This window comes from Rhodococcus sp. 2H158 (genome assembly GCF_053764755.1).
The window spans coordinates 228919-242053 of sequence record NZ_JBSNCE010000005.1 but is presented as its reverse complement, the minus strand read 5'-3'; the positions used below and the strand labels follow the sequence as shown (position 1 = coordinate 242053).

Annotated in this window: 12 protein-coding genes; 5 read left to right on the top strand and 7 right to left on the bottom strand. The window is 72.4% G+C overall.

Annotated features, from left to right (window positions below; translation table 11 throughout):
* Both ACWPOB_RS07030 and ACWPOB_RS07025 read right to left on the bottom strand, forming a co-directional pair.
* Positions 1-674 (bottom strand): DUF6542 domain-containing protein (locus ACWPOB_RS07030; RefSeq protein WP_455400334.1); only part of this gene is annotated, 674 nt, incomplete at its 3' end.
* 23 nt (positions 675-697) lie between these two features.
* The gene (locus tag ACWPOB_RS07025; RefSeq protein ID WP_100058569.1) at positions 698-1861 is read right to left on the bottom strand and encodes a DNA recombination protein RmuC; all 1164 of its coding nucleotides are present in this window, start codon (positions 1859-1861) and stop codon (positions 698-700) included.
* A gap of 84 nt (positions 1862-1945) precedes the next feature.
* On the opposite strand from ACWPOB_RS07025, the gene ACWPOB_RS07020 reads away from it, so the two are divergent.
* Both ACWPOB_RS07020 and ACWPOB_RS07015 read left to right on the top strand, forming a co-directional pair.
* A complete protein-coding gene (locus ACWPOB_RS07020; protein ID WP_100058568.1) occupies positions 1946-3121 on the top strand; it encodes an exonuclease SbcCD subunit D in 1176 nt (391 codons plus the stop codon).
* Positions 3118-6093 carry an AAA family ATPase gene (locus ACWPOB_RS07015; protein ID WP_455400333.1) on the top strand — a complete coding sequence of 992 codons (2976 nt, stop codon included), beginning with the start codon at positions 3118-3120 and terminating at the stop codon, positions 6091-6093. Before ACWPOB_RS07020 ends, ACWPOB_RS07015 begins: the two co-directional genes overlap by 4 nt.
* Before the next feature lie 10 nt (positions 6094-6103).
* On the opposite strand, the gene ACWPOB_RS07010 is transcribed toward ACWPOB_RS07015, so the two are convergent.
* Positions 6104-7282 (bottom strand): AI-2E family transporter, encoded by a 1179-nt coding sequence (locus ACWPOB_RS07010; protein ID WP_455400342.1) that lies wholly within the window; start codon positions 7280-7282, stop codon positions 6104-6106.
* Between the two features lie 127 nt (positions 7283-7409).
* Here ACWPOB_RS07010 and ACWPOB_RS07005 point away from each other — a divergent pair, with 127 nt between their 5' ends.
* Genes ACWPOB_RS07005 through ychF form a run of 3 tightly spaced genes read left to right on the top strand, consistent with a single transcriptional unit; the run spans position 7410 to position 9556 of the window.
* Positions 7410-7826, top strand: a complete 417-nt coding sequence (locus tag ACWPOB_RS07005) for a hypothetical protein (protein ID WP_100057985.1) — start codon at positions 7410-7412, stop codon at positions 7824-7826.
* 29 nt (positions 7827-7855) lie between these two features.
* Positions 7856-8464, top strand: coding sequence for a class I SAM-dependent methyltransferase (locus tag ACWPOB_RS07000; protein WP_455400332.1), 609 nt, complete (start codon positions 7856-7858; stop codon positions 8462-8464).
* 12 nt (positions 8465-8476) lie between these two features.
* The gene (gene ychF / locus ACWPOB_RS06995; protein WP_006934885.1) at positions 8477-9556 is read left to right on the top strand and encodes a redox-regulated ATPase YchF; all 1080 of its coding nucleotides are present in this window, start codon (positions 8477-8479) and stop codon (positions 9554-9556) included.
* Here ychF and ACWPOB_RS06990 read toward each other — a convergent pair.
* The 4 genes from ACWPOB_RS06990 to ACWPOB_RS06975 all read right to left on the bottom strand — a co-directional run bounded on the left by ACWPOB_RS06990 (position 9508) and on the right by ACWPOB_RS06975 (position 12774).
* Complete coding sequence (locus ACWPOB_RS06990; protein WP_455400343.1) at positions 9508-9882, bottom strand: hypothetical protein; 375 nt, start codon at positions 9880-9882, stop codon at positions 9508-9510. The two genes, ychF and ACWPOB_RS06990, sit on opposite strands and share 49 nt — an antisense overlap.
* Before the next feature lie 44 nt (positions 9883-9926).
* The gene (locus ACWPOB_RS06985) at positions 9927-10904 is read right to left on the bottom strand and encodes a pseudouridine synthase (RefSeq protein WP_100057983.1); all 978 of its coding nucleotides are present in this window, start codon (positions 10902-10904) and stop codon (positions 9927-9929) included.
* Between the two features lie 121 nt (positions 10905-11025).
* Complete coding sequence (locus tag ACWPOB_RS06980) at positions 11026-11988, bottom strand: ferritin-like domain-containing protein (protein WP_455400331.1); 963 nt, start codon at positions 11986-11988, stop codon at positions 11026-11028.
* A gap of 156 nt (positions 11989-12144) precedes the next feature.
* A complete protein-coding gene (locus ACWPOB_RS06975) occupies positions 12145-12774 on the bottom strand; it encodes a class I SAM-dependent methyltransferase (protein ID WP_455400330.1) in 630 nt (209 codons plus the stop codon).
* Positions 12775-13135 lie beyond the last annotated feature (361 nt).

Below are 13135 nucleotides of genomic sequence, written 5' to 3'. Positions count from 1 at the left end.
TCCGGGGCTGAGGCGGGGGTTCGCCTCCGCACCACCGGGTTGTCGCGCGTGTCCGCAACCTGCCGCACGCTGGCCTTGGTGGAGGCGGGCGGCCGCGCGGCCGGGCGGCCGCGGCGGCCCCGCGCCGGCTTCGCAGGCACGGCGGTGTCGCGGTCCTGCTGCGCGGCCCGCGACGGGGCCTTGGCCGCACGCGCTGCCGCGCGTGCGCTCCTCCTGCCCGCTCGGGCCGGAGCCGGCACCGGCGGCCGGCTCAGGAAGATCCGCAGGCCGCCGACGACCAGGACCGCCACCGTGGCGGTGAGCATCACGGGGAAGCGGTTCACCAGCGGATACGCGACATTGAGCGCCAGATCCTTCAGGCCGCCGCTGCCGGATTCGACGAGGAACTCCTGTGCGATCGGGACGGCGACGAGGAGCAGCAGCGGCGGCTGCGCCATCGCCGTGAACAGCGCCCGGTGCTGCACGGCCGCCACCGCCGCGATGCATCCGAGCACGTAGAACGCGGAGAACGCGGAGCCGAGTTCGTTACCGCGTGCCGCATCGATGAGGAAGCCGAACAGGGTCGAGCCCGCCGCGACGAGGATCGCGCCCCACCACGGGACGCCAGGCACAGTGGGCGCCACCGACCGCATGTCGAGCGGCACCGCCGAGCGAGCACGTTGCGTTGCAGACACATGTCGACACTAGACCCATCGGGTCAACTTGCTTCGTCGACAGGACCGCCGGACTCGGAGATGTCGGTCGGAGTCGTGCGGCGCGGCCACGCGTCGACCGGTCGCACCTCCGGATGCTCGCCGTCGAAGATCTCCAGTTCGCTCAGCTTCCGCGCCGTCACCGCCACCCGGGACTCCATCGACGCGACCGTCAGATTGAACGAGTCGACGGCCTTGCCCAGCTGGGATCCGAGCCGATCGAGGTGCCCCCCGACGACGCCGATCCGCTGGTACAGCTCCCGGCCGAGCTGGTGGATCGTCGCGGCCTCCTTCGACAGGGCCTCCTGCCGCCACGTGTGCGCGATGGTGCGCAGCAGCGCGACGAGGGTGGTGGGGGTGGCCAGGATCACGTTCCGGGCGAACGCGTACTCGAGCAGCTCCGAATCCGCGGCCAGCGCCGCATCGAGAAACGGGTCGCCGGGGACGAACAGCACCACGAACTCGGGTGTCGGATCGAACGACTCCCAGTAGGCCTTCGCCGAGAGCTGATCGATATGCGTGCGCACCTGGCGGGCGTGCCGCACCAGGTGCTGGTCGCGGCGGGCGACGTCCTCCTCCTGGGCGGCGTCGAGATAGGCGGCGAACGGCACCTTCGCATCCACGACGATCTGCTTGCCGCCGGCGAGATACACCAGCAGATCCGGGCGTACCCCGTCCTTGGCGACCTGGGTGTCGAAGTCGCAGTGCCGCACCATCCCGGCGAGCTCGACCACGCGTTCGAGCTGGATCTCGCCCCATCGTCCGCGCACCTGCGGGGCGCGCAGGGCCGTCACCAGCTGCTGCGTCTGCGTCGAGAGCAGCTGCGAGGCGCGGTGCATGCCCTCGACCTGCTCGGTCAGGCCGGCGTAGGCGTGCACCCGGTTCCGCTCGACGTGCTCCACCTGCCGCGCGAGGGCTCCCACCGCCTCCTGCAACGGCCCGACGAGACGTGAGACCTGCTCGCCGATCGCACCGGAATGCCGGCGGGCGGAATCCTCGCTCACGGCACCGAGCGCCTGCCGCAGTTGCGCTTCGTTCTCGCGCAGGGCCGCGAGCTGGGCCTCCGCCCGCGCGGCGCGGTTGCCGCCGCGCGCGGCGTGCAGCAACCAGCCGAGAACCGCGCCGAGTGCGAGGGCGGCGAGCAACGCGAGTGCCGTGAGTGCCGTCATGGTGCGCATGATGCCCGAGACGACCGACAGGCTCACCCGGACCGGGAGATGTCGTGTCGGTGCGCTGCTCTACGGTCTGACGGCATGCGGATCCTGCACACCTCGGACTGGCACATCGGCCGCACCTTCCACGGCGTGGACCTGTTGTCCGACCAGGCACAGGCCCTCGCTGCCCTCGCCGACCTCGTCGCCGAGCGGCGCATCGACGTGGTGGTGGTGGCCGGCGACGTCTACGACCGTTCCATCCCGAGTGCGGATGCCGTCGCGGTGTGCAACGCGGGACTCGAGGCGATCCGCCGGGCCGGCGCCGTCATCGTCGCGACGTCCGGCAACCACGACTCGCCCGTCCGTCTCGGCGCCGCCGCGGCATTCGCCGCCGAGGGCGGGCTGCACCTGATCACCCGGGTCTCCCAGGTCGACCGGCCCGTCCTGCTCGACGACGCCCACGGCCCCGTCGCCTTCTACGGCATCCCCTATCTGGAGCCGGAGATCACCCGCGCCGAACTGGGGGTGCCCGAGGCACGCTCGCACGCGGAGATTCTCGGGGCGGCGATGGACCGGGTCCGCGCCGACGCGCGCGCCCGCGGCGTCCGCGCCGTGGTGCTCGCCCACGCCTTCGTCGTCGGCGCCGAGGCCGCCGGCTCCGAACGGTCGATCTCGGTCGGCGGCGTCGAAACCGTCCCGGCGTCGGCGTTCGAGGGCGTCGACTACGTCGCGCTCGGTCACCTCCACTCCCCGCAGACTGTCGCCGAGCACATCCGCTATTCGGGCTCGCCGCTGCCGTACTCGTTCGGCGAACGCACCCACCGCAAGGCCGTGTGGCTCGTCGATCTGGACGCGACCGGGCGGGCGGCCGTCGAGCGCGTCGACCTGCCGGTCGTGCGGGGCCTGAGCCGTCTCACCGGTGTCCTCGACGACCTGCTCACCGACGTCGCGCACACCGGGGCGGAAGACCACTACGTCTCGGCCGTCCTCACCGACGCCGTGCGCCCCCTCGACGCGATGCGTCGACTGCAGTCCCGTTTCCCCCGCGCCGTCCACGTCGAGTGGGAACCGCCCGTCGCGGCATCGACCGTCACCTACCGGCAGAAGGTGCGCGGCCGAAGCGACCTCGACGTCACCCGCGGATTCCTGGCCGATGTGCGATCCGAGCCGTCCGAGCGGGAGCTGCGCTGGGTGCAGCAGGCGCTGCGCGACGTCGACCGCGCCGCGGGCGTCGGGACCGAGCAGACCGTCGCACCGGGGGAGGCGTCCGCGTGAGGCTGCACCAGCTGGAGATCACCGCGTTCGGGCCGTTCGCCGACACCGTGCGGGTGGACTTCGACGAGCTCGGCGCGGACGGGCTGTTCCTGCTGCACGGCCGCACCGGCGCCGGCAAGACCTCCATCCTCGACGCGGTGGCATTCGCCCTGTACGGCACGGTGCCCGGGGCCCGCGCCGACGGACGCCGGCTGCTGTCGGACCACGCCCCCGCCGGCACCGCACCGCAGGTGAGTCTCGAGGCGACCATCGCGGGCCGGCGGCTGCGGATCGTGCGCAGTCCCGACTACGAGCGCCCGAAGCTGCGCGGGACCGGAACCGTCAAGCAGAACGCCAAGGCGAGCCTGACCTGGCTCGACGGCTCGGGCGAGCACCTCACGCGGCTGCCCGACATCGGGGACGCCGTCCGGCGCCTGCTCGGGATGAGCGCCGAGCAGTTCTTCCAGGTGGTGCTGCTGCCGCAGGGCGAGTTCGCGAAGTTCCTGCGCGCCGACAGCGAGGACCGCGGCAAGCTGCTCGAGCGGCTGTTCGACACCACGCGATTCGGCTCCGTCGAGCGCTGGTTCAAGGACCGCCGCAGCGCCGCCGCCAAACGCCTCGAAGAACAGCAACGCGCCGTCGACCTGCTGCTCGCCAAGGTCAGCGCCGCGGCCGGCCTCGAGGCCGGCGCCGACGCCGAACCGGTCGTGTGGGCGCATCGGCTGCGCGACGACGCCGCCGAGAGCCGCGATCTTGCGCTCGCGGCGCTCGACCTCGCGCGCGCCGACGACACCCGCGACCGGGCGGCCCTCGCCGAGGCGACCGAGTTGCGACGGTGCCAGGAACGACGCGCCCGCGCGGTCGCCGAACTCGCCGACCTCGACGCCGCGGCCGGCGAGCTGCAGACCCTGTCCACGGAACTCGAGACGGCCCGGCGGGCGGCGCCGGTCGTCGACGTCGCCCGCGACGCACGCCGCGCCGCGGAGGCCGCCGCCGCCGCACACGCCGCCGCGGTGGCCGCGGCCGCCCCGCTCGCCGCCGACGGGGAGGGACAGGCCCTCGTCGCGGACCTCGACGGTTCCCCCGCCGAAACCGACCGCGCTCTGATCCGCCCCCACGAACAGCGTTGGTCGGCGGAGGTGGTCCGCCTCGGCGCCCTTCTCGAACAGGAGCAGCGCCTGATCCGGCTCGAGGCCGACCGCGTCGCCCTGCAGCAGCAGAGGCGCGACCTGGCCGCGCGCGCCGAGCGGATCGCCGCGGAACTGGAGGGACTTCCGGGCCGCCGCGACGCCGCGGAGGAGGCCGCGCGCCGGTCCGAGCAGGCCGCGGCCACCCTGCCCCGGCTCGAGGCCGAACTGGCGCGGGCCACCGACGCCCACGCGGCCGCCACCGAACTCCAGGACCGGGCCCCCCGGCTGCAACGCCTCGAGGACGAGGTCGTCGCCCTGCGCGACGCACACCACGACGCCCGCACCGCCCTGCTCGACGTGCGCGAGCGCCGCATCGCCGGGATGGCCGCCGAGCTGGCCACCGATCTGGTCGACGGGCGCCCCTGCGTGGTGTGCGGAGCCACGGCGCACCCGAACCCGGCCCGGCCGGCCTCGGACACCGCGACCAAGGCGGACGAGGACGCCGCCCGGGAAGCCGAGCAGCGAGCCGCCGCGGAACTGACGCGGGCGCAGGCGGCGGTCGCGGACGCGGCCAACACCGTCGCGGTGCTGCGGCAGCGCTGCGGTGACGCCGGTCTCGACACGCTCACCGAGATGCGGGCCGCGGCCGCCGCCACGCACGCCGCGACGGCGGCCACCGCCGCCGATCGCGAGCGCCATCGCGGCGAGATCGCCCGGCTGCGCGGGCTCGACGCGGACCTGCGCGAGCAGGCGCACGCGGTGGACGTCGAAGCCGCCCAGGCCGCGCACCGCGAGGAGAGCGCCGCAGCAGAGGCCGGCGAGATCCGCACCCGCATCACCACGGCGGCCGGTGCCGAGGACTCCCTCGCCGCCCGCCGACGTCGGATCGCGGCACTCGCCGGCGCCGCGGCGAACCTGCTCGACGCCCGGGTGCGGGCCGCGAACGCCGCGACGGTCGCGCGCGAGCGGGCCGAGGAGGCGACGGCAGCCGCCGAACGGGCCGGGTTCGCGAGCATCGAGCAGGCACTCTCGGCGGTGCGTCCCGATTCGCGCCTCCGCGAGATCGAGCAGGCCCTGCGCGCGGCGGCGGACCGGCGTGCGGCCGCGCAGGCCGTGCTCGACGACCCGGAGACCGCCCGGGTCGGCGACGACCCGGTGGACCTGACGGAACCGGAGGCGGCGGTCACGCGGAGCGCGGCCGCGTTGGCCGCGGCGGTGTCCACGGCCTCCGAGGCCGAGCGGCGCCACGCCGACATCGAGAAGTTCGCGGCGCGCCTCGAAGAGGAGTACGCCAAGCTGGTGCCGCTGCGGGACGAGCAGGCCGAACTCGCGGCGCTCGCCGACGTCGTCGCGGGCACCGGGCAGAACGCGCGCAAGATGTCGCTGCGCTCGTACGTCCTCGCGGCTCGTCTCGAGGAGGTGGCCGAGTCGGCGTCGGTGCGGCTGCGGCGCATGTCCGGTGGCCGCTACGAGTTCGTGCACTCCGACGCCGCCGGCACGCACGGCAAGCGCGGCGGCCTCGGCCTCGACATCCACGACGAGTACACCGGTGCGGTGCGGTCGACGAAGACCCTCTCGGGCGGCGAGTCGTTCCAGGCGTCGCTGGCGCTGGCCCTCGGGCTCGCGGACGTCGTCGCCGCCGAATCCGGGGGACTGGTGCTCGACACGATGTTCATCGACGAGGGGTTCGGCACGCTCGACGCCGACGCGCTCGACGCGGTGATGGGGGTGCTCGACGAGCTACGCGCCGGCGGCCGCGTCGTCGGCGTGGTCAGCCACGTCGACGAGATGCGTCAGCGCATCCCCAGCCGCCTGCACGTCGTGCGCGGCCGCACCGGATCCACGGTGGAGATCGCGAGCTGAGCCCCGCCGATCAGGCCGGGCCCGGCTCGGCTGCCGCCGGTCCCGGCGGCAGCGCCGGTGTCTCCTCCCCGGCGACTTCGGGCTCCTCCGGCGCGGCGCTGCGTTCGTCGATCTGCTCGCCGACGTAGCGCAGCACCACCGCGGCGACGGCCGCGACGGGGACGGCGAGGAACGCGCCGACGATCCCGAACAGCGACGCCCCGGCAGTGACGGCGAGCAGCACCACCACCGCGTGCAGGTGCATGCTGCGTGACTGCAGCACGGGCTGCAGCACGTTCCCCTCGAGCTGTTGCACCGCGATGATGATGACGAGCACGATGATCGCGGTGGTCAGACCGTTCGCGACCAGCGCCACGAGGACGGCGAGCGCTCCGGCGACGAAGGCACCGACGATCGGGACGAACCCGCCGATGAAGGTGAGGATCGCCAGCACGGGCGCCAGGGGCACCCCGAGGATGATCAACCCCAGGCCGATGAAGAACGCGTCGATGAAGCTGACCAGCGCCTGGGTGCGGATGAAACCGCCGAGGGTGTTCCACATCCGGATCAGCACCTCCTCGAGGTGCCGCCCGGCGCGACCGCCGCCGACGGCGTGCACCCACGGGATGAACCGCGGGCCGTCCTTGATGAAGAAGAACACCAGGACGAGTACCAGACCGATCATCACCAGCAGGGAACCGGCCGTGCTGACACCGGTGAACACGCCGCTGGCGATGGTCGCGCCGCTCTCCTGGACCTTGTCGATCACCACCTGCGTCGCGTTCTCGAGCTGCTCGTCCTTCAGATTGACCGGGGGGCCCTGCACCCAGTCCAGCACCTTGTTGATGCCGTCGGTGGTCTTGTTCGCAAGCTCCGGCGCCTGCGCCACCACCGACGGGACGATGCCGGCGATGATGCCGCCGAGAATCGCGAAGAACAGGAACAGGGTCAGGCCCGCCGCGGCCGCCGGCGGCACGCCGCGCTTCATCATGCCGCGGGTGGGCGGCCACAGCATCGTGGCGACGACGATCGCCAGCGCCACGGGCAGGACGATCACCCACATCTTCTCGATGATCCAGCCGATGACCAGTGCGCCCGCCGCGATCACCACCAACGCCGCCGACCACTTCGCCAGCGTCAACCCGCCGGAGGCGATCAGCGTGGTGCGGTCCGGTTTCGGTGCCGGTGGCTTCCGCTCGGTGCTCTGCACATCGCTCAACGGACGGTCCTTCCGATGCTCTCGACGACGTGGATCGGGCTCGTCTGCAATCTACGGGAACCGCGCCCCGCGGGGCGGTTCACCGGCGCGAACACCCGGGTCGTGGCAGGCTCTGATCATGAAGAAGCTCACCGCCGTGCTGGCCGCGGGTGCCGCGGCCGTCGTGCTCGTGTCCTGCAGTTCCGGTGACGACGCGTCGAACGAATCCGATGCGGCGCGCACGACGCTCGGCGGGGCCGCTTCGAGTCTCGCCTCCGCCGCGTCGAGCGTGGCCGAGCGGGCGCGCGGCGCCTTCGACGAGGCGAAGCTCGCGACATTCGTCGCCGCGTTCCGCACGGGCTACCCCAACCTCGCCGCCGACCGCGACGACGCCTCCATCGAGGCGATCGTCATCGAGACGTGTCCGCTGATCGACTCCGGCGCGAGCGATCAGGAGGTGATCGCGAAGGTCGGGGAGCTGGCACAGAACGGGGACACCGCTCCCACCGAGGAGCAGGCCGGCCGGATCTCGCAGCTCGTCCGCGTCGCCTGCTGACGCCCGCGGCCCGGGCTAGCATCGGGCCCATGTCCGCGACGCGATGGCAGTCCGAGCGCAGTGCCGGGGATTCCCGGGCCTACATCGAGCGGTTCGCCGAGCTCGCCCATGCGGGGACGGATCTGCACGGGGAGGCCCGGTTCGTCGACGCGCTCGTTCCGCGCGGCGCGCGGATCCTCGACGCCGGCTGCGGCACCGGCCGTGTCGGGCTCGAGCTGGCCCGGCGGGGCCACAGCGTGACCGCCGTCGACCTCGACCCGGTGCTCGTGGAGGAGGCCCGGGCGCACCCGGAGCTGACCGTGCATCTCGCCGACCTGGCACAGCTGGATCTGCCGGGCGAGCGGTTCGACGCGGTGGTCTCGGCCGGCAACGTGATGGTGTTCCTCGCGCCCGGTTCGGAGCGGACCGTGCTCGAGCGGATCGCCGCGCATCTGCGTCCCGGTGGGGTGTTCGTCGCCGGCTTCACCACCGGCGCGGCATACCGCCCGTCGCAGTTCGCCGCCGACCTCGCGGCCGCCGGCCTGAGCCTCGAGCACCGCTTCGCCACCTGGGACCTGCGGCCGTGGCACGACGACGCCGAGTGGCTGGTGGCCGTCGCACGCCGTGGGGATGGAAGAGGCGCGACCACGACCACGTAGAATATCGATTCCGTGAGCCTAACCCTCGGAATCGTCGGTCTTCCCAACGTCGGAAAGTCGACGCTGTTCAACGCGCTGACCAAGAACGAAGTGCTTGCCGCGAACTACCCGTTCGCCACCATCGAGCCGAACGTCGGCGTCGTCGAACTGCCGGATCCGCGGCTGGAGCGGCTCGCCGAGATCTTCGGGTCGCAGCGGATCCTGCCCGCGACCGTGTCGTTCGTCGACATCGCCGGCATCGTCAAGGGCGCCTCCGAGGGTGCCGGGCTCGGCAACAAGTTCCTCGCCAACATCCGGGAGGCCGAGGCCATCTGCCAGGTCGTGCGGGTGTTCGCCGACGACGACGTCGTCCACGTCGACGGCCGCGTCGATCCGCTCGCGGATATCGAGATCATCGAGACGGAGCTGATCCTCGCCGACCTGCAGACCCTGGAGAAGGCCCTGCCGCGCCTCGAGAAGGAGGCGAAGAAGAACAAGGAACTCAAGCCGCAGTTCGACGAGGCCGTCAAGGCCCAGGGCGTGCTCAACGAGGGAAAGACCCTGTTCGCGGCGAAGGACTCGCTCGACTTCGGCCTGCTGCGCGAGCTGAACCTCATGACGACCAAGCCGTTCCTGTACGTGTTCAACGCGGACGAGGCGGTGCTCACCGACGAGGCGAAGCAGCAGGAGCTCCGCGCGGCCGTCGCCCCGGCCGACTGTGTGTTCCTCGACGCGAAGGTCGAATCCGAGCTGATCGAACTCGAGCCCGACGAGGCCCAGGAGCTCCTCGAGTCCATCGGCCAGACCGAGCCGGGCCTGCACTCGCTCGCCCGCGTCGGCTTCCACACTCTCGGCCTGCAGACCTACCTCACCGCCGGGCCGAAAGAGGCTCGTGCATGGACCATCCCGCAGGGTGCGACCGCACCGCAGGCTGCCGGCGTCATCCACTCCGACTTCGAGCGGGGCTTCATCAAGGCCGAGGTCGTCTCCTTCGAGGACCTCGACTCGGCCGGGTCGATGGCCGAGGCGAAGGCCCGGGGCAAGGTCCGCATGGAGGGCAAGGACTACGTGATGGCGGACGGCGACGTCGTGGAGTTCCGCTTCAACGTTTGACGGGGTCCGGTAACCCGAGAGACGCTGCCCCGGCCGTGCACGCGCCAGCCGCCGCCGTCGGGTATCCGGCCGACCTTCTTGATGTCGACGTGCACCATGTGGCCGGGCCAGCGCGCGACGATCCGCCGGGGTTCGCGGTTGCTGTCTGCGGTCGGGTCGAGGAATCTGCGTCGGTTCACGCCCGGATGTGCCAGGTGCCGACTGACGGTGCGCACCGGGAGCGGGAACCCGTCGGTGGCCGGCTCGAGGGCGATACGCCGCGCCGACCACTTCTTCTCGCGTCGCAACTGCTCGATCCGGGCGACGACCTCGGCCGTCGCGTCCACCGGGTTGCTGAGCGCGACGTCACCCGGCCGCGCACGCGCGGCGCTCAGCGCCCCGACACGGGTGCCTCGCTCAGCGTCCGGCGGGTGACGAACCGTCGCGGCGTCCCCGACAGCGGATCGCTGAACTCCAGTTCCCGCGCGAGTAATTGGAGTGGGAGGGAATGATCGTCCGGGGCCTCGGGCAGCAGGTCGGGATACCAACGGTCGCCCAGGATCCCGGCCCCGAGCGCTGCCAGATGCACCCGCAACTGGTGCATCCGTCCGGTGTGTGGACGCAGAACCGTGTGCAGCACAGCACGTCCGGAGGCGCTCACGCCGGTCCCACTCACCTCGACCACCGTCTCGGCGTTGGGCTCACGGAAGTTGTCGACGACCACCCGTAATTCGCCGCGCCGCGCCTCGATGTGGTTGCGGTAGACGATGGGAAGGGCACGCCCGGCAAGCGCCGGTGCGTCCGGGTCCCACCCGGGCGGTCGCGCCGACACCGCCTCGTAAACCTTCACGACCCGCCGCTTTTCGAAAAGCGACTGGTATGCGCCGCGCGTCGCGGGACGGGCCGAGAACATCACCAGGCCGGCGGTCGCTCGGTCGAGTCGATGGATCGGCGTCAGGTCCGGGTTGTCGAGGCGGGTCCGCAACCGGACGAGCGCGGACTCGCGCAGGTATCGCCCGCCCGGGGTGGTCGGGAGGAAGTGCGGCTTGTCGATCACGACGAGGTCGTCGTCGACATGCAGGATCTCCTCGTGGAACGGCATCGGTTCCTCCACCGGCAGATCGCGGTAGTACCAGACGAACCGATGCGCGCCCAGCGCGGTGCCGCGACCAATCGGACTGCCGTCGGAGCCCACGATCTCGCCGGCGTCGAACCGCCGGTACAGGTCGTCGGCGTCCAGGTGGTCGAACCTCGCGACGACGTACGCGGCGATCGTTGCCCACGGACCGGACGTCGGGACGCGCAGGCGCGTCGGTCCGATCCCGTTCTTGACGGGGAGCGGTGAGGGCATCGGCACGCCCGTCATCATCCCACCGCCTGCCGGCGCGTCCGTGCCGCGGGTCGCGCCGAGACGTGGGCGGGACTGCCCGGTCTACAAGTGACCGCCGGGCCCCGCGACGCGGAACCCGGCGATCTCCTGGGGCGTGTGATCAGTGGAGCCCGACGACCTCCTGGGCGATGGCGGCCAGGCGGGTCTGGGCGGCCGACACGACGCTGTGCCGGTTCTTGTGGGCCTCCTCGTACGCGACGATCGCGCGCACGTCGGCCGGTTCGGTCAGTTCCTTGACCGCGGCGACCGCCTGGGAGACGTTGAGGCTGTCGTAGTCGGGGATCGGGAGTTCCTCGGTGGAGAGGATCCCGGTTGCACTGCGGGCTGTGTGGATCGCCCGGGCGGTCCCGTCCGCACCTTCGCGGCGGGTGACCCGTTCGGCGGTCTCGAGCGCGGCGTCCCGGCTGGCCGTCAGGGTCTTCGTGGCGACGTCGCCGGCATGGGCACCACGCGCCAGCAGCGCCCCGAGGGCGGGCCGCGTCGAGCGGGCGGCGTCGATCGCGCGGTCGATGCCGCGGGTGGACCACATCACCGGCAGGTTGACGATGCGGACCGCGGCGCCCGCGGCGGCCTGCAGCGGGGTGCGCCGCAGCGCGGCGGGTCCGCCGAGCGCATCCTCGGCCAGCACGGTGGTCAGCCACTCCACGGTCGCGCTGTGGGCGGTGATCAGCCGGTCGGCCAGGCCGACGACCGCGGGGGCCTGGGCTGTCGTGGCGAGGGCCTTGAGGTAGCGGGCGCGGGCGAGGAGCTGGTGCTCGAGCGCGAGGTCGCCCAGCAGTGCCTCGTCGAACGGCTGGGCCTGTTCGGCCATGGCCTTGACCGCGGCGGCGGCGCGGCCGACGAACGGGCCGATGACGTCGGGCAGTCCGCCCAGTTCGCGGATGGTGCGCTCGATGGCTTCGGCGCGGGCCCGGCCGTTGGCGGCGTTCTCGGTCAGTTCGCGGCGGACCGCGTCGGTGCGGGCCTGGGGAATGCGGGTCTCGGCGACCTGGATCTCGGTGTTGGTCAGGTCGAGCAGTGCTCGCAGCTGTGTGAGCAGCGTAGCGGTGTCGGTCTTGGTCATCGTGCGTTCGCTCCTTCGGTCGATGTCATCGATGGGGCTCACCGACGTGACACGATTCGGCTACCCGGCTCCTACCGACGGGTAACACAGTGTGAGGGAGGGCACATCCAGCGGGGTGCGATCCGGGGACTGCTGGTCCGGCCCCGACGCCGGCGATCAGTCCGCGCGCGACATCACCGCCACCAGGAACTCGGAATCGTCGGTGAACGGGCGCAGATCCCAGGTCGAGAGCTTCAGGTCCACCACGAGGCCGTTGGCCGCGGCGTCGGCGAGGAACTGCGGGAACTCATAGCCCCGGTTGGCGCCGAACCCCACGACCGCCCGGCCGGTGGGCGCGAGATGACGGGCGAATCCCGCCAGGACCGCGCCCCGGGTGGACGGCGCCAGGAAGGTCATCACGTTGCCCGCGCAGACGATGACGTCGAAATCGGCGGCGACCCCGCGGGCCGGCAGATCCAGCTCGGCAAGATCACCGACGAGCCAGGTCGGGCCGGGATGGTCCTCCTCCGCGGCGGCGATCAGCACCGGATCGACATCGACGCCGACCACCACGTGACCGGCATCGTGCAGGTAGCCCCCCAGGCGCCCCGGTCCGCACCCCGCGTCGAGGACCCGTCCGCCGCGGCCGAGCATCGCGTCGACCAGGCGCGCCTCGCCGACGATGTCCTGGCCCTCCGCCGCCATCGCCCGGAAGCGCTCCACGTACCACGTGGAATGCGCAGGATCGGCAGCGGTGATCTCTTCCCACTGGCTGGGGGTGCGATCGCTGGGAGTACGTGCACTCATCGTCGGTTCCTCCTCGATTCGGCCGCGCGGCACGCCGCGGTCACCTGTGCGGCCCACCTTAGGCACCCGGGGCGTCGGCCCGCCGATTCCCGCCCGCCCGAGGCCCGGTCACCGACGTGTCTCGGGCCGGTTGACATTTCCGCGCCCGGGGGCAAATCTCCGGTGGGACGAATCCGACGACGGCGGCCGTGGTGGGAGTCGTGCACCCTGCTCGCCCGACCTCCGGTGCAAAGGAGCGCGATGTGAGTTCCCGCGATGTGAATTCCCACGCCCAGCCCGACCGTCCGGTTCCGGGCGAGGGGCCCGGCGCCGGGAACCGGCCCGGCGCGGCGCGGCCTATCCGCCGGTATCGCAGGGGCCG